General features: G+C 68.2%; 22 protein-coding genes and 1 tRNA gene. 9 read left to right on the top strand and 14 right to left on the bottom strand.

The features are described from left to right. The first annotated feature begins 37 nt into the window (after positions 1-37). The 3 genes from V7E00_RS07990 to guaB all read left to right on the top strand — a co-directional run bounded on the left by V7E00_RS07990 (position 38) and on the right by guaB (position 2836). Positions 38-853: an HpcH/HpaI aldolase/citrate lyase family protein gene (locus V7E00_RS07990; protein ID WP_333572092.1), complete on the top strand. Its 816-nt coding sequence runs from the start codon at positions 38-40 to the stop codon at positions 851-853. Between the two features lie 50 nt (positions 854-903). Beyond that, the gene (locus V7E00_RS07985) at positions 904-1302 is read left to right on the top strand and encodes a hypothetical protein (RefSeq protein ID WP_333572091.1); all 399 of its coding nucleotides are present in this window, start codon (positions 904-906) and stop codon (positions 1300-1302) included. A 76-nt stretch (positions 1303-1378) separates the two neighbouring features. Beyond that, entirely contained in the window at positions 1379-2836 is a 1458-nt protein-coding gene (guaB, locus tag V7E00_RS07980; RefSeq protein ID WP_333572090.1) for an IMP dehydrogenase, read from the top strand. On the opposite strand, the gene V7E00_RS07975 is transcribed toward guaB, so the two are convergent. Further along, positions 2821-4614 carry a GGDEF domain-containing protein gene (locus tag V7E00_RS07975; RefSeq protein ID WP_333572089.1) on the bottom strand — a complete coding sequence of 598 codons (1794 nt, stop codon included), beginning with the start codon at positions 4612-4614 and terminating at the stop codon, positions 2821-2823. The genes guaB and V7E00_RS07975 overlap by 16 nt on opposite strands. A gap of 121 nt (positions 4615-4735) precedes the next feature. On the opposite strand from V7E00_RS07975, the gene V7E00_RS07970 reads away from it, so the two are divergent. Both V7E00_RS07970 and V7E00_RS07965 read left to right on the top strand, forming a co-directional pair. Beyond that, positions 4736-5923: an RsmB/NOP family class I SAM-dependent RNA methyltransferase gene (locus V7E00_RS07970; RefSeq protein ID WP_333572088.1), complete on the top strand. Its 1188-nt coding sequence runs from the start codon at positions 4736-4738 to the stop codon at positions 5921-5923. 29 nt (positions 5924-5952) lie between these two features. Continuing rightward, positions 5953-6477: a tetratricopeptide repeat protein gene (locus tag V7E00_RS07965; protein ID WP_333572409.1), complete on the top strand. Its 525-nt coding sequence runs from the start codon at positions 5953-5955 to the stop codon at positions 6475-6477. Between the two features lie 6 nt (positions 6478-6483). On the opposite strand, the gene V7E00_RS07960 is transcribed toward V7E00_RS07965, so the two are convergent. Further along, a complete protein-coding gene (locus tag V7E00_RS07960; protein ID WP_333572087.1) occupies positions 6484-6981 on the bottom strand; it encodes a hypothetical protein in 498 nt (165 codons plus the stop codon). Positions 6982-7064: 83 nt separating this feature from the next. Here V7E00_RS07960 and V7E00_RS07955 point away from each other — a divergent pair. Continuing rightward, positions 7065-7141, top strand: a tRNA-Arg gene (locus V7E00_RS07955). Between the two features lie 43 nt (positions 7142-7184). On the opposite strand, the gene V7E00_RS07950 is transcribed toward V7E00_RS07955, so the two are convergent. Genes V7E00_RS07950 through V7E00_RS07930 form a run of 5 tightly spaced genes read right to left on the bottom strand, consistent with a single transcriptional unit; the run spans position 7185 to position 11878 of the window. After that, on the bottom strand, positions 7185-7397 hold the full coding sequence (locus tag V7E00_RS07950) for a hypothetical protein (protein ID WP_333572086.1): 213 nt from the start codon (positions 7395-7397) through the stop codon (positions 7185-7187). Positions 7398-7456: 59 nt separating this feature from the next. Continuing rightward, the gene (locus tag V7E00_RS07945) at positions 7457-8716 is read right to left on the bottom strand and encodes an N-succinylarginine dihydrolase (RefSeq protein WP_333572408.1); all 1260 of its coding nucleotides are present in this window, start codon (positions 8714-8716) and stop codon (positions 7457-7459) included. Then, positions 8716-9675: an arginine N-succinyltransferase gene (locus V7E00_RS07940; RefSeq protein ID WP_333572407.1), complete on the bottom strand. Its 960-nt coding sequence runs from the start codon at positions 9673-9675 to the stop codon at positions 8716-8718. Before V7E00_RS07940 ends, V7E00_RS07945 begins: the two co-directional genes overlap by 1 nt. A gap of 53 nt (positions 9676-9728) precedes the next feature. Then, positions 9729-10937, bottom strand: a complete 1209-nt coding sequence (locus V7E00_RS07935) for a hydrolase (RefSeq protein ID WP_333572085.1) — start codon at positions 10935-10937, stop codon at positions 9729-9731. A gap of 53 nt (positions 10938-10990) precedes the next feature. Then, positions 10991-11878, bottom strand: a complete 888-nt coding sequence (locus V7E00_RS07930) for a DUF481 domain-containing protein (RefSeq protein WP_333572084.1) — start codon at positions 11876-11878, stop codon at positions 10991-10993. A gap of 143 nt (positions 11879-12021) precedes the next feature. On the opposite strand from V7E00_RS07930, the gene V7E00_RS07925 reads away from it, so the two are divergent. After that, positions 12022-12738 (top strand): SDR family NAD(P)-dependent oxidoreductase, encoded by a 717-nt coding sequence (locus V7E00_RS07925; protein WP_333572083.1) that lies wholly within the window; start codon positions 12022-12024, stop codon positions 12736-12738. Here V7E00_RS07925 and V7E00_RS07920 read toward each other — a convergent pair. The 3 genes from V7E00_RS07920 to V7E00_RS07910 are packed head-to-tail and all read right to left on the bottom strand — an operon-like array spanning position 12732 to position 15958. Further along, positions 12732-14063 (bottom strand): ABC1 kinase family protein, encoded by a 1332-nt coding sequence (locus tag V7E00_RS07920; RefSeq protein ID WP_333572082.1) that lies wholly within the window; start codon positions 14061-14063, stop codon positions 12732-12734. The two genes, V7E00_RS07925 and V7E00_RS07920, sit on opposite strands and share 7 nt — an antisense overlap. Further along, entirely contained in the window at positions 14053-14424 is a 372-nt protein-coding gene (locus V7E00_RS07915) for a DCC1-like thiol-disulfide oxidoreductase family protein (protein ID WP_333572081.1), read from the bottom strand. Before V7E00_RS07915 ends, V7E00_RS07920 begins: the two co-directional genes overlap by 11 nt. Further along, positions 14417-15958, bottom strand: a complete 1542-nt coding sequence (locus tag V7E00_RS07910; protein ID WP_333572406.1) for a cryptochrome/photolyase family protein — start codon at positions 15956-15958, stop codon at positions 14417-14419. The genes V7E00_RS07915 and V7E00_RS07910 overlap by 8 nt, the downstream gene beginning before the upstream one ends. Positions 15959-16037: 79 nt before the next feature. On the opposite strand from V7E00_RS07910, the gene V7E00_RS07905 reads away from it, so the two are divergent. Next, complete coding sequence (locus V7E00_RS07905; RefSeq protein WP_333572080.1) at positions 16038-16484, top strand: DUF3429 domain-containing protein; 447 nt, start codon at positions 16038-16040, stop codon at positions 16482-16484. A 13-nt stretch (positions 16485-16497) separates the two neighbouring features. Here the strand turns inward: V7E00_RS07905 and V7E00_RS07900 are convergent, their stop codons facing one another. Both V7E00_RS07900 and folE read right to left on the bottom strand, forming a co-directional pair. Continuing rightward, a complete protein-coding gene (locus V7E00_RS07900; RefSeq protein ID WP_333572079.1) occupies positions 16498-17445 on the bottom strand; it encodes an NAD(P)/FAD-dependent oxidoreductase in 948 nt (315 codons plus the stop codon). A 14-nt stretch (positions 17446-17459) separates the two neighbouring features. Then, positions 17460-18074, bottom strand: a complete 615-nt coding sequence (gene folE, locus V7E00_RS07895) for a GTP cyclohydrolase I FolE (RefSeq protein WP_333572405.1) — start codon at positions 18072-18074, stop codon at positions 17460-17462. A 145-nt stretch (positions 18075-18219) separates the two neighbouring features. Here folE and V7E00_RS07890 point away from each other — a divergent pair, with 145 nt between their 5' ends. After that, positions 18220-18807: a PAS domain-containing protein gene (locus tag V7E00_RS07890; protein ID WP_333572078.1), complete on the top strand. Its 588-nt coding sequence runs from the start codon at positions 18220-18222 to the stop codon at positions 18805-18807. A gap of 56 nt (positions 18808-18863) precedes the next feature. Here V7E00_RS07890 and V7E00_RS07885 read toward each other — a convergent pair whose 3' ends face one another. Further along, positions 18864-19088: a hypothetical protein gene (locus V7E00_RS07885; protein WP_333572077.1), complete on the bottom strand. Its 225-nt coding sequence runs from the start codon at positions 19086-19088 to the stop codon at positions 18864-18866. Between the two features lie 148 nt (positions 19089-19236). Further along, positions 19237-20616 carry a M20/M25/M40 family metallo-hydrolase gene (locus tag V7E00_RS07880; protein WP_333572076.1) on the bottom strand — a complete coding sequence of 460 codons (1380 nt, stop codon included), beginning with the start codon at positions 20614-20616 and terminating at the stop codon, positions 19237-19239. Positions 20617-20622 lie beyond the last annotated feature (6 nt).

Below are 20622 nucleotides of genomic sequence, written 5' to 3'. Positions count from 1 at the left end.
CTCGCAATCGTCCCTAGTGCTAGCATAGAGAAGCGCGATGACCAGCATGGCTCTCGCCCCCCGCACCGCCCTGTTCCTGCCCGCGTCGAACCCGCGGGCGATCGCCAAGGCGCGAACGCTCGACTGCGACATGGTCATCCTCGACCTTGAAGATGCGGTTAAGCCCGAGGACAAGGCCGCGGCACGGGAAGCCGCGGTGGCGGCGATGGCGGAAGGGTTCGGCGAGCGCATCGCCGCCATCCGGATCAACGCCGCCGACACGGCGGAGCATGCAGCGGACCTGGCCGCGGCGGCGTCCTCGGCTGCCGCCGTCGTCGTCGTGCCGAAGGTAGAGGATGCCGCGACCGCTGCGCGGATCGTCGCTGCCGGCAAGCCGATTTTGGCGATGATCGAAACGCCTGCCGGTGTGCTGGCGGCGGCGGGCATCGCCGCAACGCCGGGAGTGGCGGGTCTCATCGCCGGCACCAACGACCTGAAGGCGAGCCTAGGCATTCCGTCGGCGGCGGGGCGGGGTGGTCTGGCGCTCGCATTGCAGACCGTGGTGCTGGCGGCGCGCGCGGGCGGCGGCTGGGCGCTCGACGGCGTGTTCAACGCGCTCGCCGATCCGCAAGGGCTGGAGGCCGAATGCCGCGACGGCCGTGCGCTCGGCTTCGACGGCAAGACCCTGATCCATCCCGGGCAGATCGCGACGGCGGCGCTCGCCTTTGCCCCGACCGCCGACGAGATTGCCGACGCCCGCGCGCTGCTGGCGGCAGCGCAGGGCGGGGCCGAGCGGTTCCGCGATCGCATGATCGAGGCGATGCACGTGGCGCAGGCCCGGCTTCTCCTGCAACGCGCCGGCGAACGCGATTAATTCTCGCCTCCGGCCGGGCCTCGTATCCGCAGTTCTCCTATGTCTACTATATGGAGAATCTTCACGCACTCGACGAAACGCTGCTCCAGGCGATCGGGGCGATCGAAGCGCTGCTCGCCTTGCCCAGCTGCGACGTGGCGGAGCTGTCCCGCATCCGATACCGGACCGCGCGCGCAGTAGCGGCGCGGCGGCGGGCGATGGACGAGTTGTTCAACGCAGCCGCGGCCGAAGGCGGCGCCAGGGCGGAAGCCGTGAAGGCGCTGCGGGCCGGCAACTTCGAGATGCGGATGTTCTACTCGGACCATACCATCGCCTGGCCAACCGCGCGTGCAGTGGCCGAATGGCCCGCCTATGTCGTCGCCTCGCGCAAGCTCGCGTCGGTGATCCGGCAGCAGGTGGCCGTGGAGCGGACAGCACTCTATCCCGAATTGCGCCAGATCGTGGTCTGACGCGCCCCCTAGCGCATCTGCACCCTTGCGGTTACATGGGCCGCCAACATTCGACTCAAGGATTTGGCGCACCCACATGGAAATCCCTCTCGGCCTGACATTCGACGACGTCCTCCTCTATCCGGGCGAATCCGAAATCGTGCCGAGCATGGCGGATACGCGCACCTTCGTGACGAAGAATCTGGCGCTCAACATCCCGATCCTCTCCTCGGCGATGGACACCGTCACGGAAGCCGACATGGCGATCGTGATGGCGCAGCTGGGCGGCATCGGCGTGCTCCACCGCAACATGGAAGTGGAGGAGCAGGTCGAGGCGGTGCGGCTGGTCAAGCGCTTCGAGAGCGGCATGGTCGTCAACCCGATCACCATGGCGCCGACGGGCACGCTGGCCGATGCCCAGGCATTGATGGCGCGCCACCGGATCAGCGGCATTCCGATCGTGGAAGCCGACGGCAAGCTGGTCGGCATCCTCACCAACCGCGACGTGCGTTTCGCCGAGAACCCCGGCCAGCCCGTCTCGGAGCTGATGACGCACCAGAACCTCGCTACCGTGAAGCTGGGCGTCGCGCAGGAAGAGGCGCGCCGCCTGCTCCACCAGCGCCGCATCGAGAAGCTGCTGGTGGTCGACGACGCCTATCGCTGCGTCGGTCTGATCACGGTGAAGGACATCGAGAAGGCCGTGAACTACCCGCACGCGACCAAGGACAGCACCGGCCGCCTCTGCGTTGCTGCCGCCACCACGGTCGGTGACAAGGGCTTCGCGCGAACCGAAGCGCTGGTCGACGCCGAAGTCGATCTTATCGTGATCGACACTGCGCACGGCCACAACAAGGACGTCAGCCGCGCGGTGGAGCGGGTGAAGAAGCTTTCCAACCGCGTTCAGGTGATCGCCGGCAACATCGCCACCGCCGAGGCGGCGCGGGCGCTCATCGATGCGGGTGCGGATGGCCTCAAGGTCGGCATCGGGCCGGGCTCGATCTGCACCACCCGCGTCGTTGCGGGTGTCGGCGTGCCGCAGCTCACCGCGGTGATGGATGCGGCAAATGAAGCCGCAAAGTCGGGTATCCCGGTGATCGCCGACGGCGGCATTCGCACCTCCGGCGACATTGCCAAGGCGCTCGCCGCCGGCGCGGGCGCGGCGATGATCGGCTCGCTGCTCGCCGGCACCGAGGAAGCGCCGGGCGAGACCTTCCTGTACCAGGGCCGCGCCTACAAGTCGTATCGCGGCATGGGCTCGGTCGGCGCAATGGCCAAGGGTTCGGCCGACCGCTATTTCCAGCAGGACATCAAGGATCAGCTCAAGCTGGTGCCGGAAGGCATCGAGGGCCAGGTGCCGTACAAGGGCCCGGCGCGCGACGTGATCCACCAGCTGGTCGGCGGTGTGAAGGCGTCGATGGGCTATGTCGGCGCGGCGACGCTGCCGGAGTTCCAGAAGAAGGCGCGCTTCGTGCGCATCACCAATGCGGGTCTGAAGGAAAGCCACGTCCACGACGTGACGATCACCCGCGAGGCGCCGAACTACCCGACGCGCTGATGGTTTGGGCCGGTCGCTGCGGGGCTCTGGCCCCGGGCGGCCGGCACCTGCGCATCCTCGTTGGCGTGGCGGACCCGGTTGCGACCGCCGTGCTTGGCCGCGTAGAGGGCGCGATCGGCACTCCGGTACAGGCCCGTGAAGTCGTAGCGCTTGCCGGCCTCGGCCACGCCAATGCTGATCGTCACCTGCTGCGCGCCGATGACCGCGCCATGATCGCAGGCGGCGATTTCCTGCCGGACATGATCCGCGAAGCCGAGCAGCGCCTGGCCGGAGAGATGCGCGACCACCATCGCGAACTCCTCGCCGCCCAGCCGGGCGACCGTGCACATCGGGCCTCCCCAACGCGCCAGCCGGCTGGCGATGGTGCACAGCACGATATCGCCTGCTTCGTGGCCATGCTCGTCGTTGATCCGCTTGAAGCGGTCGATGTCGATCAGCAGCAGCGCAAGCGGTGCACCGTCTGTGCTCGCGGCCAGCATCAGCGCTTCCGAGGCGTCGACAAAGCCGCGCCGGTTGTGAAGTCCCGTAAGGGGGTCCCGCCCGGCGAGCTCGCTCGCGCGCGCTTCCGCGGCGCGGGCCACGTCCCGTTCGGCGCGCAGCCTGGCGAGGCGGCGGCTGGCGGCGATCGACAGCCATATCGTCTGCCAGGCCGAAGCGAACAGCACGAGGATCTGCGGCCCGCCGCCCCAGAGGCTGCCGCCGATGTCGACAATCTGCGTCAGCGCCAGCGCGGCCGAGGGGATCGACCAGGCGCCGAGCAGGTCGCGCGCTTCCGGGCTGCCGCGGCGCAGGCCCCAGGCAAGGCAGAGCATCGCACAGACCAGGGTGCCCAGTGTTGCGATTGAGAGAGCAGGGGCGAGGCTCTCGAGCACCGGGCCCCGCACCAACGCTGCCGGGATGCCGAGCAGTACCACGGTTGCGCCCAGCACGAGCGCAGCCTGCTTCAGGCGGCGTGGCGCCATCCCGGGAGCAAGCGCCGTGGTGACGCTGAGCGTCGCGAACGGGATCGATAGAACCGACACCGCCGTGGATAGCTGTGCCGCAAGGGTTCCCGCCAGACCCGGCGCGACCAGCAGCCCGAATTGCGACCAGACCGTTCCCCACAGGAACACGCTTCCCGCCCACGCGCCCTGCCAGGCAAAATATTGGCGGCGAACGCCCAGCGCCAGCGTGAGGTTGTAGAGTGCACCGGCCAGCAACAGGGTGAGTGCCGCCCCGATAAGGCCTGCGAGGATGGTCGTCTCGATATCGGCCTCGCCCGCATCCACCAGGCGCATGCGCAACAAGGGATAGCTGCTCAGGCGGTCAATACGAAGCGTGATGCGCACGAGGGCCGCCTTCCCGTTCTCGGGACGGAAGGCGATCTGGGCGCCGGGCCGCCAATGGTCGTCGAACGCGCCGCTGCGCACCTGCTGCATCTCGCTCGTGCCATCCGCATAGTCGAAGCGGGCCAGCATCCGGTCGAAACGGGTGTTGTGGATGAGCAGCGTCGTCGTGTCGCCGGCAGGTGCGGCGGAGCGCGGGTCCAGGCGCAGCCACAAGCTTGCCGACTGGTAGTTTTCCGGCTTGCCCGCGCAGTCGAACGGCAGGGTGGAGGCGATCGCGTCCGGCGCTTCGCGGGTGCTGACTGCATGGCAGATCGCCAGGCGCCCGGCCGCGGGCGGCGCCCAGGCGCGGGCGGGCCCGGCCAGCAGGCAGAGCAGGCTGAGCAGCAAGCAACGAAACAGTACCAGACCGGTCGGGCTCCGCACCGAGACCTCTACCCCCAAAATCAGCACGCTCCCATCCTGCGCGCAGGGTCGTTTACAAAGGTTTGCCACCTGGCGCTATCCACCTGAAAGCAAAGGATCTGCCTGCGCGGCTTTGCAATCGCCCCGCGTTGGGCTTAGCGCTCACGCCATGACACCTGCCGCGCGCGTTCAAATGGCCATCGACATTCTCGACCTCATCATCGCGGCCGCGCGGGAGCGTGGCGCCGCGGCGGATGTGATCCTCGCGCGCTGGTTCGCGGAACGCCGTTTCGCCGGGTCCAAGGATCGCCGCGCGGTGCGGGCGCTGGTTTATGATGCAATCCGCCATTCCGGAGAGATTCCGGTTTCGGGGCGCGCCGCGATGCTGGCGGTCGCCCGCGCGAGGCCTGAGCTGTCCGCGTGCTTCGACGGTTCGCGCTACGGCCCTGCGCCGATCGCTGCCGGCGAAGCGGTTGCCGGGCAGGGCGTCGCACCCGCCTGGCTGGAAGCAGCCTTTGAGGCATCGGGCCTGGGCGCGGACGAACGGACCGCGTTGCTCGATCGCGCGCCGCTCGATTTGCGGGTCAACCGCCTGAAGGCGACGCCGAAGCAGATCTCCGGGCGCTTTGAAGGCGCCGAACGGCTCGGCTTCGCACCGAATGCGATCCGTCTGCCCGAGGATACGTCGGTCGATCGCAGCGATGCCTATGCTGCTGGGCAATTCGAGGTGCAGGACGCCGGCAGCCAGCTGGTGAGCGCGCTGGCCGGGGCGGCGCCGGGGATGACGGTGATCGACCTCTGCGCCGGCGGCGGCGGCAAGACGCTCGCGCTGGCGGCGGCGATGGAAAACCATGGCAGGATCCTCGCCTGCGACGTGGACCGGCCACGCCTGTCGCGCCTGATGCCGCGGGCCGAACGCGCGGGCGTCACCATCGCCGAGACGCTTCTGCTCGATCCCGCGCGTGAAGCCGAACGGCTGGCGGATTGGCGCGAGCAGGCGGATCTGGTGGTGGTGGACGCGCCGTGCTCCGGAACGGGGACGTGGCGCCGCAACCCGGAAGCGCGCTGGCGGCTCACGCCGGCGCAGCTCGATCGCTATGTCGATACTCAGGCGCATCTGCTCGACGTCGCCGCCCGGCTGGTGCGGCCCGGCGGTGCGCTGGTGCATATCGTCTGCTCGCTGCTCGATGCTGAGGGGGCGGGGCAGGTGGAGCGCTTTCTGGCCGCCCAGGCGGGCTGGTCCGCGGTACCGCTCGACTCGCCCGCCGGGCGTCCGCGCGGCGACGGCCTTCGACTGACGCCCCTGCACGACACGACCGACGGGTTTTTTGTCGCGAAGCTGGTGCGGCAATGCTAGCGCAGGGCCATGGAGTTTCGGAGATGTTGATGCGGTTCACGACGATCTCGGTTGCGGCGGCACTGCTGGTGCTGACGGTCTCGACCAGCCTCCAGGCGCAGCGGCCGGACAGCCAGCTCGATCCCCGCTCGGTGGAGCTGGTCCGCCAGGCGCGCGGCGCGCAGGCGGCAGGCAATCTTGGCGGCGCTAATGATTTGCTGGAAAGCGCGTTGACCGTCGATCCGCGCAACCGCGAGGCGTTCGTGCTGCTGGCGGACATCGCGCGTGCGCAGAGCCTTCCCGGCAAGGCGATCCGCTTCTACGGCGAGGCACTGAAGCTTGATCCCAACGACGTCGCGGCCCTGCGGGGCCAGGGCGAGGCGATGGTCGCCAAGGGTGCGATGACGCGAGCGAAGGACAATCTCGCCAAGATCAAGACAATCTGCAAGGCCGGCTGTGCCGACGCGACCACGCTTGCGGCGAGCATCGCCAAGGGCCCGCCACCCGCGCCGGCGCCCACGCCCACCCCGGTCGCCGCCAACAGCAGCCCGGCCAAGGACGCGGCAAAGCCCTGACGGCGCTCAGCTGGGGGCGATTGCCGCCTCCAGCGCCCGGGCGCGGGCTTCCTCCGTCGCGACGACGGCGCCTGCGCGTTCCATCGCCGACTGAAGCGCCGGATAGTCGGGTGCCCCCGTCTGCGCGCGCTGGATCCGCAGCTGGTCCAGGTCCGCGAGCGTCACCGCGGCGCGGGAGCGAAGGCCGTCCAGCACGCTGAGCGCGGTCTGCGCGTCGAGCCAGGGGCCGGTTCCGGCCGCCATGCCGCGGGCGCGCGCAACCTTCGTCTCGGCCTCCTTCGCTGCTGCCTGGAAGTCGCGATCGGTCGAATCGAGCGTCGCGGCAATGGCTGCGATCCGCGTGTCGAGCGTGGCGTCGGGCGTGGCCTGCGGCGTCGGACGCTCCGGCTCGGTGAAGTTCAGCCCTTCGTTCGCGCGCGGAAGCAGCGAAGGATAGCGCGTGCTGGTCTGGGCGCAGCCGGCGAGAAGCACAGCGCCGAGGGCGAGAAGGGGAAGCGATCGCATGGGCTTGCCATATGCCTGTGGAAAACTTGGCGCAACGGGGTTGCGCTCCTGCAAATCCGCCGATAAACGCTCGCCTCCACCAGGCGCCCGTAGCTCAGCTGGATAGAGCATCAGACTACGAATCTGAGGGTCGGACGTTCGAATCGTTCCGGGCGCGCCATACCCCCGCCAGAGCCCAGCTCGGCGGGGGTTTGTGTTTGTGGTCAGCCGCGTGTCTCCAGGCTGTCGAGAATGCGACCGCCGGCCATGAAAACGGCGATCGGACATACCGCGAACAGCAGCTTGCCGCCGATCCCTGGATACAGGCTCATGTAGTGGAAGCCGCGCTCGACTGCGCCATTGGCAAGCCCGAAGATCACCAGGAATGCTTCGAACTTTGACTTGATGACGAACAGGCGGACGATGCGGTATAGCATGGCCGGCACGCAGCAAGGTGCATGCCAGCCGCAGAAATCTCCCGCTTTTCAGCGGGCACTCATGGTAAACTGTCAATTAACCCGACAAGGTCGAGCGTTTCGAGCAGCGCCGCGCGCGCGGACTGGATGCGCGCGATCAACGCAGGATCGGCGATGGCGTTGGGGTCGATCGCTTCAGGCCAGTACGCCTCGACGACGGCCGCGATGCGGTTGAGCTTCACGTCATCGACCAGGAAGCGCGGATCCACGGTCGCGGGATCTGCCATCACCCGCAGCCGAAGGCAGGCAGGGCCGCCGCCATTCGCCATCGATTCGCGTACGTCGACCACTTCCACCCGCCGGATCGGGCCGTTGCCCGCGACATGTGCTTCCAGCCAGTTCCACACCGCCGGCGTATCCCGCGCCTCGCCGGGCACGATCAGCGCCGTCTCGCCGCCGGGCAGGGTGACCAGCTGGGCATTGAAGAGGTAAGACGCGATGGCGTCTGCCAGGCTCACCTGGGCGGCCGGCACTTCGACGATCTCCACCTCGGGCATCGCGGCGCGCAGCCCGTCGTAGAAGCGATCCTTTTCGGCAAAGGCGTGTTCGTGCGCGAACAGCACCCGGCCGTTCGCCACCGCAACCACGTCGTTGTGGAAGGCGCCGGCGGCAATCGCTTCATCCGATTGCTGGACGAAGAAGGTCCGCGCGGGATCGAGCAGGTGGCGCCGCGCGACCGCGGCGCTCGCATCGGGATGCTGCCGCGCCGGGAAGGGGCCGCCCGCCATGCCGTAGACGAACACCTCCACGCCTGGCGCATCTGGCGCCGCAGCCAGCCGCATATGGTTGGCCGCACCTTCGTCGCCGAAGGGGGCGGGAACGGGGCCATGAACCGCGAAGGCGGGATCGGCGAAGGCGAGACGGAGCTGTGCCAGCGTCTCGGGCCATTCATGGCTGCGATGGGGCATCGTCACGAGATTGGCGACGCTGAGGTGGCAGCGACCGTCCGCCGTGTCCGGGGCAGGCGAGACCGTGGCGGCGTTGGCGGCCCACATCGGCGAGGCGGACAGCGCCTGTGCCTGGCTGTGGGGCGGCGCGTGGGCATAATCGACCCCGAGCTCCGCCAGCCATCGCCGGTCCGGCCGTGTGTGAGGCAGGAAGATGCCCTGGTGGAGCCCCAGCGCCAGATTGGCCCGCATCTTGGCGATGCCTTGCAAGGCGGCTGCGCGCGGATGCGAGACTGCGCCGCGATTGCGTGTGGCGGCCAGGTTGCCGGGGCTGAGGCCGGCATAGTTGTGGCTCGGACCGATGATCCCGTCGAAGTTGATCTCGACCAGCATCAGCGCGCCACCCACAGGATCTCGTCGCCGACCGCCAGGCCGAGCGCCCCGGCGGAGACCGGGTCGATCACCACGCCGCCGTCGCTCTGGCCGAGATGGGCCAGGGCAGACTGGAATTCGTGCAGGCGGCCCGTCGCAACCAGCGCCGGTTCTCCGCCGCCGCCAATCGCAGCGATCGTCGCCCGTTGTGCCTCGCGCACCGTCTTCACCTGGTCGGTACGCGCCGTCATCGTCGGGCCTCCATCGAAGATATCGATGTAGCTCTCGAACGCAAACCCTTCATTTTCCAACATTCGCATGGCCGCGCGTCCGGACGGATGGGGCAGGCCGATCACCGAGCGCGCGGATTCCGACAGCATGGCGGTGTAGACCGGGTGCTTGGGCATAAGATCGGCGATGAACTGGTTGCCATGGGTCGCGTTGAATTCATCCGCCTGCTGGAAGTTCATGCCGAAAAAGCGTCCGGCAACCCCGTCCCAGAAGGGCGAGCCCCCCGCTTCGTCGATCACCCCGCGCAGTTCGGCAAGGATGCGATCGGCAAAGCGGGCGCGGTGCTGGGCAATGAACATGTAGCGGCTCCGCGCCAGCAGCAGGCCAAGCCCACCGGCGCGCTCGCCCGGGTGGAGGAACAGGCCGCCCACTTCACTGCAACCCTCAAGATCATTGACCAAGCTAAGGATTTCGGCGCGGAAGGTGCGCTTCAGTTCCTGGCTGTGCTTGGTCACCGTGCCGATGCGGTAGCTGTAGAAAGGCCATTTCTGGCCGACGCGGGTGAAGATCTGGCAGGTGCCGCGCACCTCCCCGGTATCGACATTCTCGAGGATGAGCACGAAAAGGTCATCCGAGGTGTCGTCCTCGTCGCCGCGCGCAAAGGCGGCGTGGCTGCGGTCCAGCTTGGCACGAAGTGCGGGCTTGTCCGGCGGCAAATTCGTGAAACCGCCGCCAGTTAGCTTGGCCATTTCATAGAGATGCTGAAGATCCTCGTCGCGCGCGGCGCGGATGCGAAAGCTGTTCAAGGCCGGCCTCGCTCGGCAAGGCGAAGGATGGTGAGAACCGAGAGCGCGGCGCGCTCGGGCAGGCTTTCCGGGACCAGAAATTCCTCCGTCGAATGAATGGCGCCGCCGCGGGCACCCATGGTGTCGACCACGGGCACGCCGCAGGCCGCGATGTTGTTGCCGTCGCACACGCCGCCGGTCGTTTTCCAGGCGATGGGTATGTCGAGATCGGCGCCGGCACCGTGGACAAGGTCGAACAGGCGCGCGGCGGCGGGGTCGATCGGCTTTGGCGGGCGGTTGAAGCTGCCGTGCAGCGCGATCCGCACCTCGTGCTCGGCGGAGATGCGCGCGATCGCGGTGTCGAGCGCCGACTGTGCCAAGGCGGTGGCGGCAGCGTCGCCGGGGCGGAAGTTGACCCGAAGAATGGCGAGGTCGGGCACCACATTGTTGGGGCCGCCGCCGTCGATCCGCGCCGGATTGACCGACAGCCCCGGTGCCTTCGCCGCGGCCAGCGTCACGGCCAGCGCCGCCGCGGCGACCAGGGCATTGCGGCCCTCCTCGGGATTGCGGCCAGCATGGGCGCTGCGGCCGTGCACGACCAGCGAGAAATTGCCCGTGCCGCCGCGCGCACCGGCCAATGTGCCGTCGGGCAGCGAAGGCTCATAGGTTAGTGCCGCCGCCTTGCCCTGCGCCACGCGCGCGATCAGGGCTTGCGAGGAGAGCGATCCCGTCTCCTCGTCGGCGTTGATCAGGACCGTGTAGCCGAGGCGTACCGCAAGCGGACTTGTCTCGACGGCTTCGAGCGCCGCCAGCAGCAGCGCCAGGCCGCCCTTCATGTCGGCGGCGCCGGGGGCGTTGAGGCGGCCGTCTTCCAGCCAGCGTACCGCCTGGAACGGATGATCGGCGCCGAACACCGTATCCATATGGCCGGTGAACAGCAGTTGCACCTGTGCCTCCGGCCGCACCGTCAACAGCAGGTGGCGCCCATGCGCCAGCGGTTCGACGGCCCCAGCAGCGGTCACCGTTTCCACCGGCTCGGGCTGGACCAGCTGCAGTTCGCCCGGCAGCACCGAAAAGGCGTCCGCCAGCGTCGCCGCCATGGTGGCGAGCCCCGCCAGGTTACGGGTGCCGCTGTTGATGGCGGCCCATTGCATTGTCCTCTCCAGCATCGGCGCGGCCTGTGCGCGCTCGATCGCCGTCCGTTCGATCGCGGATAGCATTCCCATGGAGGTGTCGTAGCCCGGAACCAAGGCGGTTGAACACCCCCGCCGGGCCGCGATCAGAAATCGACGACGAGTGCCGCGCGGCTGGTGGTGTCGGTGGTGAGGCGGCCAAGCGGCGGCGCGCTTTCATATTGCACCGTGTAGCTGAACTGCGCCGACAGCGGGCCGATCAGCCGCGCCAGCAACGCCGACTTGGTGGCGACGGTGCTGTTGTCCTTTTCGATATAAGCCGATGCCGTCTGGGTGAGCGACATGCCGCGCGACAGCCGCCAGGCGAAATCGAGCGAGCCACGCGCGGCGATGTTGTTCTCGGTCGGCGCGCCGATGAAGCGCGTGTAGCGATAGGCCGGGCCGAGTTCGAGATCGAGCTTGATCGCCGAACTCTTGATCGCGCTGTAGCCGGCACCGGCGGACAGCGAGACACGATCCCCGAAGCCCGAGAAGCGATCGCTTTCATATTGCGCCGCGCCGTACATGTACGCACGGTTGTCGAACTTCCAGTTCGGCTCATAGGCGGCGAGGTAGCGCTCGCGCGTGGTGAACCCCAGGCTCTCCTGGTAATCGGCCTGCACGCGAACCTTGTGGCGCCATTCGATGCCTTCGCGCTTCACCTCGGCGGCGGCGGTGACGCCGATATTCTCCGAATTGCCGGTCTGCACATAGCCGCCCAGCTCGACATGGCCCTTCACCAGCTGGAGGAAATGTGCCTCGCGCAGCGCCTGCTGGGCGACTTCGCGACGCTTCGATCGCCAGTCGCCGGCGAGCCGGGCGACGAGCGGCGCGCTCGCGGGGTCGGCCGTCTTTGCATATTTGACGATAACGGCGACATCGGCCTCGTTGCCGGAGCTCATCGCCGCGTCGAGCATCGCCTTGATCGTCGGCGGGATCGGCGGATCCTCGGTGTTCGCAAGCAGGAGCGGAAGGGCGAGGAGCAGGGCACGCATGACAGCTCCGTCCTAGCCATAGTTTCGGGGCGCAAAAAGGGCAGGTTATCGCATCTGCACAACGCGCGGCCTCAGTCGCGGCCCTGCGGACAGGTTGCAGCCGCGCCTGCCGGCGCCGAAACCAGGCGAAAGCGAGGTCGTGCATGCCCAAACAGATCGTGGTTTTCGGTACATCAGGCGGCATCGGCCGCGCGCTGGTGGCGCAGCTGGCTGCCGACCCGTCGATCGGGCGGATCCATGCCGGCAGCCGCCGCCCGACGGCCTTTGATGACCCGAGGATCATCCCTTTTGCCTTCGATCTTCAGGACGAAGGGAGCATCGCGCGCGCGGCGGGGGAAATCGAGGGGCAGATCGACCTCGCCTTCGTCGCGACCGGCATGCTCCACCGCAGCGGCGGCCCTGCGCCCGAAAAGGCGCTGCGGGCGATCGATCCCGCGGCAATGGCCGAGCTGTTCGCCGTCAACGCCACGGGCCCTGCGCTCATCGCCAAGCATTTCGCGCCCTTGCTGCCCCGCGACCGGCGGAGCGTGTTCGCGGCGCTTTCCGCCAAGGTGGGCTCGATCGCCGACAACCGGCTGGGGGGCTGGCACAGTTATCGCGCGTCCAAGGCGGCGCTCAACATGCTGCTCGTGAACCTCGCGATCGAGCTGCGCCGCACGCATCCGCAGGCGATCGTGGCGGCCCTGCACCCGGGGACCGTCGACACCGGCCTCTCGGCGCCTTTCCAGCGCGGCGTCGCGCCAGAAAAGCTTTTCACACCAGAGCAAAGCGCGGCATACATGCTAGACGTTCTGAACCGCTTGGCCCCGGAGGATTCCGGTGGACTGTTCGCCTGGGACGGCAGCCGCCTGCCTTACTGAGCCAGTCGCGCGCCCACCAGGGTGCGGAGGGGCACCCGCGCCTTCAACCGGGCGGCAAGCAGCGCCATGCCGCTGATCTTGCGCTGCACGAACAGCGTGTCCGCAGGCGGTACGTGCCACACGGCGCGATCCTCCACCATCTGCATGCCCTCGCCGCGCACTGCCTGCAGGAAGCTGCGGTCGCCGAAGTCGAAATCGTCGGCACGATCGGTCTGCTCGAGGATCAGGCCGATCATGCGGTTGATCACGGCAGGGTGCCGCTCCAGCGCGGCTGCGCTGAAGAAGCCGAGATCCAGTGCCGCGCCGCGGACGGCATCGCGGTCGCTGCTGAGACCTGCCCCTAGGAGATCACGATATCCCTTTGCAATCGCATCGGAAACCGGCATGGCCGCGCCAAAGTCCAGCAGCACCAGTCGGCCGGTTTCGGGCTGGTAGCGGTAATTGGCGAAGTTCGGGTCGGTCTGAATGAAGGCGAAGCGGAACAGCTCGTGTAGCACCAGGTCGATCAGCGCAGTGGTCACGCGGTTCCGCTCATCCTGCTCGGCAGTCTCCAGCGTCTCGATCGGCTTGGCGGCGATATAGTCCATTGCCAGCACGTTGGTGGTCGACAGCGCTGCATAGGGGCGCGGCACCAGATAGCGATCGTCGCCGGCGAGGTGATCTGCATAGCGCGTCATCATCTCCGCCTCGCGGACATAGTCCGCTTCGTCATGGAGCTGGCGCTTGGCCTCGCCGAGCAGCGGCGTGACGTCCAGGCCCTTGGGCAGCAGCCCGGACAGGCGGAGCAGCGTCGCCACATTGTCGACATCGGCGTCGATGCTTTCGCGGACGCCGGGATACTGAACCTTGATCGCGAGCATCCGCCCGTCGGGCAGCCGTGCGCGGTGAACCTGCCCGATCGATGCCGCTGCCATCGGATGCGCCTCGAACAGCGCGAAGCGCCGCCGCCAGTCTGCGCCCCATTCGCGCGCCAGCACCTGCTGAAGCTGGGCGGGAGGCATGTGATGGGCCCGGTCTCGCAGCCGGGCGAGGATCTGGGTGAGCTCGTCGGGCAGCACGTCGCCGGCGTCGAGCGACAGCATCTGCCCCAGCTTCATCGCCGCGCCGCGCAGCTGCGCCAGCTGCTCGGTCGCGCGCGCTACGTTGCCGGGTGTCAGGACCAGATCGCGCAGCTGGGGCCGCTCGCCGGCAACCAGCCGCTTGGCACCTTCCGCCAGCACGTTGCCGGCCACGCCACCGGCCAGCCGTCCCATCACGCCGAAGCGCGCGAGCCGCCCCTTGGGGACCGCACGGGAGCGGCCTTCGTTCGAACGATCATCCGCCATGCCGATCCCTTTCGCGCATCCAGCGCTGTAATCTTGGCCGAACGCGCAGGAAGGCGCGATAGACCCGCTCAAGCAACCAGGTAGCACCCGGCAGCAGCGCAAGCAGCCCCAGCGGTCGCAGCAGCGGGATCGCGCGCCACATCGCCGCGAACGCCGCCGCGCCGCTGTAGAAGGTCCCGCGCGCGTCGCTGACGTGAAAGCGCGCGAGCAGGTCGGCGCGGTCGCGCGGGCAGCTTGTAGTCCCGTCGCTCACGTCGACGAAGCGCAGGCGCCCGCGACGGTCCAGCCGCCGCATCACTGCGATCTCGCGCGTGCAAAGCGGGCAGCCGCCATCATACCAGACGGTGAGCGGCTCAACCATTCCAGCGGCTCCCGGTCGGCACCAGCGCATCGAGGAAGCGCGCGGAGTCGGCCGCGATCTCCGCCTTGCGCTCTTCCGTCATGCGGTCGAAATTGCGGACGATCGGACCCATCCGCTGGTTGCGGGCGAAGCGATCGCGGTGGCGGGCGACGAAATCCCAGTAGAGATAGTTGAACGGGCACGCATCCGGCCCGGCCTTCAGCTTCACCTTGTAGCGGCAGCCGGCGCAGTAATCAGACATGCGATCGATATAGGCGCCGCTTGCCGCATAGGGTTTGGAGCCCATGATGCCCCCGTCGGCGAACAGGGCCATGCCGATCGTGTTGGGCATCTCCACCCATTCATAGGCATCGGCATAGACCGCCATGTACCAGACATGGACCAGATAGGGATCGATGCCCGCCAGCAGCGCGAAATTGCCGGTGACCATCAGCCGCTGGATGTGATGCGCATAGGCATGGGCACGGGTCTGTTCGACGGCGTCGCGCATGCACGCCATGTCGGTCTCGGCCGTCCAGTAGAACTCCGGCAGCGGGCGCCGGGCCTCCAGCGCATTGGCTTCGGCATAGCGCGGCATGTGGAGCCAGTAGATGCCGCGGACATATTCGCGCCAGCCGAGGATCTGACGAATGAACCCTTCGGCCGAGTTGATCGGCACGCGGCCCGCCCGCCACTCGGCTTCGGCGCGACGGCACAGGTCCAGCGGGTCGAGCAGGCCGATGTTCATGTAGAGCGCGAGGTGCGCGTGAAACAGCACGGGCTCGCCGCGCCGCATCGCATCCTGATAGTCGCCGAAGCGGGGCAGGGCGTGCTGCAGGAAATGGTCGCGCGCCTTTTCGGCATCGGTGCGGGTGACCGCGAGCGCGAAGGGGTGGAGATCGCCGAAATTATCGGGGAAGCGCCGTTCGACCAGTTCCAGCACGGCGCGGGTGATCGCGTCGGGCTCAAACGCCGGAAGGGCGGGCGGCCTTGTACCGGGCGGCGGCGTGCCGCGGTTGTCGTGATCGTAGTTCCATTCGCCCCCGGCCGGCTGGTCGCCGTCCATCAGCAACCGGGTGCGGCGCCGCATGTCGCGGTAGAAATACTCCATCCGCAACTGGCGGCGGCCCTGCGCCCAGGCACGAAACCCTGCCGGATCGATCAGGAAACGGTCGTCGGGGAACAGCGTCAGCCCCGGCACGGCGGCGAGGGCCTGGCGCAGGCGCCATTCGCCGGGTTCGGTGCACCAGATTTCTTCCGGGTCCAGTGCGGCCCGCGCGCGTTCCAGCTCGCCGACGAGGCTGCCGCAATTCGCGGGATCATCGAGCGTCGTGTACCGGACCTGCCAGCCCTCGGCGCGCAATTCCTCTGCGAAGTGGCGCATCGCGGCGAAGACGAAGGCGAGCTTCTTCCTGTGGTGCGGGACATAGCCTGCCTCTTCAGAGACTTCCGCCATCAGCACCACGTCCTCTGCGGAATCAGCCTCGGCAAGCGAGGAGATGCCAGCGCTGAGCTGGTCGCCGAGAAGAAGGATCAGGCGGGCCATGGCCGGCATGTGGGGCAGGCGAGGGCGTCGCACGCCATGTCTTTTCGGACAGGTTGAGGGTGGGCGGGCCGCGCGCGATGCCCCCATCATGGAAAACCATGGCTCGATCACCTCGGCGGCGCGGACCCTCGGCTATGCCGGGCTGCTGCCGCTCCTGCTGTGCATTGCGGGACTGGTGCTGCTGCCGATGCACCGTACGCTGCTGCTCGGCGCGGGCTTCGGCTATGCCGCGCTGATCTACAGCTTCCTCGGCGGGCTGTGGTGGGGGCAGGGCGTAGCGCGCGGCCAGGCATCGGCCGGACTGTTCGGCGTGGCGGTGCTGCCCTCGCTGATCGCCTGGGGATTGATGTTGCTTCAGCAGCTCGGCTGGACGACGGGGCAGGCGCTGCTGGTCCTCGGCGCGGCGATCCTCGTCTCGCCGGCGGTCGATCTGGTGCTGGCGCGGACGTGCCCCACGGTGCGGGGCTGGATTGCGCTGCGGCTGCAGCTTTCCCTCGGCCTCGGCCTGCTGACGCTCACCCTCGCGCTGCTGTAGAGCCGCAACGGGTTCAGGCTGCCGCGGCCGCACTCCCGATCATCGTGCCGAGGCGGTGGCCGGACAGCCAGGCGAGCTCCACGCGCGGCCCTTGCAGCCAGTCGCCGCAGGCGCCGAGGCGCAGCGCCTCGTTCCACAATGCGCCCTTGTCGACGCCCGGGGTCATCGCGAAGCGCCAGCGATGTGCCGCGCAGTAGCGGACGGCGGGCACCGGCCCCTCGGCATGGGCGAGCAGGGCATCGAGCAGCGCGCGTGCCACGTCCTCCGCCGTATCCTCCAGATGCGTCCTGGACCAGGAGCCATGCGCCTGTACGACCCAGGTTTCGCCGTCCTGCCGGCCGGGCTTGGCGCCGTCCCGCGCGGCCCAGCCGATGATGCCGTGCTGGCGAAAGCTGTCCGCCGGGATCTGCAGGCGATCCTCGAAGGCGATCATCGCGGTCCAGCAGGGCTGCGACCGCGCGGCCATCGCATCCGCCGCCATCATCAGGTCGTGCGCGCCGAGAAATGCAGCGGCCTGCTCGGCCGGCACGGCGACGATCGCGGCGTGGAAGGGGCCGTGCTGGCCGTCCTGCAGCCGCACATGCCAGCCGGTCACGTCTCGGGTGAGCGCAACGACATGGTGGCCGAAATGGACCCGGTGCCCTTCCGCCATGTGCCGCACCGGCGCGTTCATTGCGGGGGTGCCGACCCAGGCGTCCTCGCCTGCCGCATGCCAGCGGCTGGCGACGCCCTGCGCCTCCCATACCTGGACCAGCCGGCGGAAGCGATCGTCGCGCACCGTGAAATATTGCGCGCCGTGATCGAACTGCAGCTGCCGACCGTCCAGGTCGACCCGCCGCGTGGACATGCGGCCGCCGGGGCCGCGGCCCTTGTCGAACAGCGTTACCTGATGCCCGGCGGCCCGGAGTTGATCGGCGCAGGCGAGGCCCGCAATCCCGGCGCCGAGGATCACCACGTCCATCTGCGTTCGCCTGCTCAATAGCCCATCAGGGACATCAGCTCGGCGCGGCTGCTGCGATCCTCGAGGAAGCAGCCCAGCATCCGGCTGGTGACCATGCCGACGCCGTGGGTCTTCACACCACGTCCGGTCATGCAGCCATGCTGCGCCTCGATCACCACCGCCACGCCCGCGGGCTTCAGATGCGTCCAGATCGCCTGGGCGATCTCCGCGGTCAGGCGCTCCTGGATCTGCAGGCGACGGGCATAGCCGTGCAGGACGCGGGCGAGCTTCGAGATGCCGACCACACGGTCCTTGGGCAGATAGGCGATCGATGCCTTGCCGGTGATCGGCGCCAGGTGATGCTCGCAGTGCGACTGGAACGGGATGTCCTTCAGCAGCACGATCTCGTCATAGCCCGCAACCTCCTCGAAGGTACGGGCAAGGTGCATCCCGGGATCCTCGTCATAGCCGGCGCAATATTCGCGCCAGGCCTTGGCGTGCCGCAGCGGCGTGTCGCGCAGACCCTCGCGCTCAGGATCTTCGCCGACCCAGCGCAGCAGCGTGCGAACCGCCTCCTGCACCTCGTCGGGGACCATTTCGCCGCCTGTTTCGTCATCGGCCCGTTCTATATCGTTGCAGAAGAAGTTCATCGGGCCTACCTTTCGTTTCACCGGCAGCATTTGTGTGGCACGCCGGCATCGAGTGTCCTCCACATGAGGAACCCGGGTGAAACCGGGAACATGGACAAAAGGGTATGCAGTTACGCGACCCCAACGGGATGCAGAAAGCCGACCAATGCCACTGACCGACATGATCGCCGGAAGCGCCGTCGCCGCGGTGCTCAGCAACCCCCGACTGCCCGACAACCCCATCGTCGATTGCAACGATGCGTTCATCACCCTGACGGGCTATCGTCGGGATGAGATCATCGGGCGCAATTGCCGCTTCCTCGCCGGCGACAAGACGGAGCCGTGGCTGAGCGAGGCGCTAAGCGCGGGCGTGCGCGAGAAGCGGCCGGTAATGGTCGAGATTCTTAACTACAAGAAGGATGGCACGCCGTTCCGCAACGCGCTGCTGGTCGCGCCAATCTTCGGGGAAGACGGCGAGCTCGAATATTTCCTCGGCTCGCAGATGGAGGTGGAGGGGCCGAAGGAAGGCACCGCCCACCGCGCCACTATCGCGCGCGAGAAGATCGATGCGCTGTCGCCGCGCCAGCGCGCGGTGCTGATCGCGATGGCGGCGGGCAAGCTCAACAAGCAGATCGCCTATGACCTTGGGCTGACCGAGCGGACGATCAAGATGCATCGCGCCGCCATGTTCCGCGCACTGGGGGTGCGGACCGCTGCGGACGCGGTGCGGATGGCGATCGAAGCGGGCTACTGAACCACGAAAAAGGGGCGCCCGAACGGGACGCCCCTCGCTTGTTCGGCGGCAGGAGCCTACTGCGCGTTGCCGGCCGGCATCTCGGCGCCGTTGTCCGGCGCGGCATTGCCGATCATCGCTTCGGCCTCGGCATTGGCCCGATCCTCGGCATCGTTCTGGTAGATCATCGCATTGGCCTCGGGCGCGACATTCGCGCCGTCCGCGACATTGCTTTCGCTACCGCCGCATGCTGCCAGCGGCGCCAGCAGGGCTGCTGCGGCCATCAGGCGAAGCTTGCTCATCCGGGTGCTCCCACTTCAAATTCGTTGCGCAGGCGAAAAGAGCCGCACGTCAAGCCCGCTGCATGGGCCACGGCGAGCAACGCGTCAAACGCAAATATGTCGCATCGCCGTGACTTGGCCATGTTTTCGCCTGAATTTGGGACGGCGATTACTCGCCCTTCTCGGCGGGCACCGGCCCGATGTCCTCCGGCGCATTGGCGGCGATCGCCAGCATGGAGGCCCAGGCGGCGACATTCTGGCGAAGCTGGGCGGGATCGATCTTGTCCAGCGTGTCGTCCGGCGTGTGGTGCAGGTCAAAATAGCGCAGCCCGTCCTGGTTCAGACCGATGGTGCCGACACCCAGCGCCAGGATCGGCTCGACGTCCGTGCCGCCATGCGCCTTGTCGCGGCCGCGCTCGATGCCGAGCGGATAGAGGGCGGTCTCCAGTCGGTCTCCAAGTGCCTTGGCGCTCTCCGGCAGGTTGGTTTCGAACTTCCAGACGCGATCGGCGCCGAAATCGGACTCCATCGCCAGCACATGCCGCTCCTTGGCATGGGCCTTGGCATAAGCGGTGCCGCCGAAGCCGCCGACTTCCTCGGCCCCGAACCATACGACGCGGATGGTGCGCCTCGGCTGGCCGAGCTTCGCCGCCTGGAGCGCCGCGGCGGTGGTGATCGCCACACCCGAAGCGTCATCGATCGCGCCGGTGCCCAGGTCCCAGCTGTCAAGATGGCCGCCGACCACGATGATGCCCGCGCTCGGATCACTGCCTGGAATATCGGCGATCACGTTGCCGGATTCTGCCTCGCCCTTGAACTGCGGCGTCACGCTGAGCCGCAGCTTGACGGGGCCGCGCTTGACCAGCCGCACCAGCTGCTCGGCATCGGGGACCGAGAGGGCCGCGGCGGCAATCGGCGAAACTCCCTTTGCCCAGCTGGTCACGCCGGTGTGCGGGTTGCGGTGGTGATCGGTACCGATCGAGCGGATCAGCACCGCGGCCGCGCCCTTGGTCGCCGCGATGCTCGGGCCCGCGCGACGGACCGCGCCGTAATAGCCGTACTGCGATCCGTCCTGGGTCGGCACCATGGCATGATCGATAAAGGCGATCTTGCCCTTCAGGCTGCCGGCGGCTGCTGCCTGCAGCTCGGCGAGCGACGCGAAATAGACGACCTCGGCCTCCAGCGGCTGCGCACCGGTCGAGCCGGAATAGCCGAGCGCGGCGACGGTCAGCTTCTGCGCGGAGCCGCCGAGCACTTCGGCGGTCTCCACGCCGCGAACCCATACCGGCATGCGATAGGTCTCGACATGCACGTTCTTGAAGCCGAGCGCCGTAAGCTTCTGCACGCCCCAGGCGCGGGCACGCGCCTCGGCTTCGGTGGCGGCGAGGCGCTGGCCGATCTCGGTGGTAAGGCCTTCCACCACGTCCCACGCGACGTCGTCCTTCATCGCGGCATCGCGTACGCTTGCCACCTGGGCGGCGGTCTGCGCGAGCGCGGGGAGGGGCAGGGCGAAGGCGGCAGCGGCCGCGAGCAGGAGGCGCTTGTTCATGCTGCG

Source organism: Sphingomonas sp., assembly GCF_036731925.1.
Lineage (GTDB): Bacteria > Pseudomonadota > Alphaproteobacteria > Sphingomonadales > Sphingomonadaceae > Sphingomonas.
The sequence above is the reverse complement of the archived record's forward strand: the minus strand, read 5'-3'. Positions and strand labels throughout refer to the sequence as shown.

Bases quoted from the DNA above. Each gene is read 5' to 3' on its own strand.
- V7E00_RS07990 (WP_333572092.1), top strand. From the start codon at position 38: ATGACCAGCATGGCTCTCGCCCCCCGCACCGCCCTGTTCCTGCCCGCG.
- V7E00_RS07985 (WP_333572091.1), top strand. From the start codon at position 904: ATGGAGAATCTTCACGCACTCGACGAAACGCTGCTCCAGGCGATCGGG.
- guaB (WP_333572090.1), top strand. From the start codon at position 1,379: ATGGAAATCCCTCTCGGCCTGACATTCGACGACGTCCTCCTCTATCCG.
- V7E00_RS07970 (WP_333572088.1), top strand. From the start codon at position 4,736: ATGACACCTGCCGCGCGCGTTCAAATGGCCATCGACATTCTCGACCTC.
- V7E00_RS07965 (WP_333572409.1), top strand. From the start codon at position 5,953: ATGCGGTTCACGACGATCTCGGTTGCGGCGGCACTGCTGGTGCTGACG.
- V7E00_RS07960 (WP_333572087.1), bottom strand. From the start codon at position 6,981: ATGCGATCGCTTCCCCTTCTCGCCCTCGGCGCTGTGCTTCTCGCCGGC.
- V7E00_RS07950 (WP_333572086.1), bottom strand. From the start codon at position 7,397: ATGCTATACCGCATCGTCCGCCTGTTCGTCATCAAGTCAAAGTTCGAA.
- V7E00_RS07945 (WP_333572408.1), bottom strand. From the start codon at position 8,716: ATGCTGGTCGAGATCAACTTCGACGGGATCATCGGTCCGAGCCACAAC.
- V7E00_RS07940 (WP_333572407.1), bottom strand. From the start codon at position 9,675: ATGGCCAAGCTAACTGGCGGCGGTTTCACGAATTTGCCGCCGGACAAG.
- V7E00_RS07935 (WP_333572085.1), bottom strand. From the start codon at position 10,937: ATGGGAATGCTATCCGCGATCGAACGGACGGCGATCGAGCGCGCACAG.
- V7E00_RS07930 (WP_333572084.1), bottom strand. From the start codon at position 11,878: ATGCGTGCCCTGCTCCTCGCCCTTCCGCTCCTGCTTGCGAACACCGAG.
- V7E00_RS07925 (WP_333572083.1), top strand. From the start codon at position 12,022: ATGCCCAAACAGATCGTGGTTTTCGGTACATCAGGCGGCATCGGCCGC.
- V7E00_RS07920 (WP_333572082.1), bottom strand. From the start codon at position 14,063: ATGGCGGATGATCGTTCGAACGAAGGCCGCTCCCGTGCGGTCCCCAAG.
- V7E00_RS07915 (WP_333572081.1), bottom strand. From the start codon at position 14,424: ATGGTTGAGCCGCTCACCGTCTGGTATGATGGCGGCTGCCCGCTTTGC.
- V7E00_RS07910 (WP_333572406.1), bottom strand. From the start codon at position 15,958: ATGCCGGCCATGGCCCGCCTGATCCTTCTTCTCGGCGACCAGCTCAGC.
- V7E00_RS07905 (WP_333572080.1), top strand. From the start codon at position 16,038: ATGGAAAACCATGGCTCGATCACCTCGGCGGCGCGGACCCTCGGCTAT.
- V7E00_RS07900 (WP_333572079.1), bottom strand. From the start codon at position 17,445: ATGGACGTGGTGATCCTCGGCGCCGGGATTGCGGGCCTCGCCTGCGCC.
- folE (WP_333572405.1), bottom strand. From the start codon at position 18,074: ATGAACTTCTTCTGCAACGATATAGAACGGGCCGATGACGAAACAGGC.
- V7E00_RS07890 (WP_333572078.1), top strand. From the start codon at position 18,220: ATGCCACTGACCGACATGATCGCCGGAAGCGCCGTCGCCGCGGTGCTC.
- V7E00_RS07885 (WP_333572077.1), bottom strand. From the start codon at position 19,088: ATGAGCAAGCTTCGCCTGATGGCCGCAGCAGCCCTGCTGGCGCCGCTG.
- V7E00_RS07880 (WP_333572076.1), bottom strand. From the start codon at position 20,616: ATGAACAAGCGCCTCCTGCTCGCGGCCGCTGCCGCCTTCGCCCTGCCC.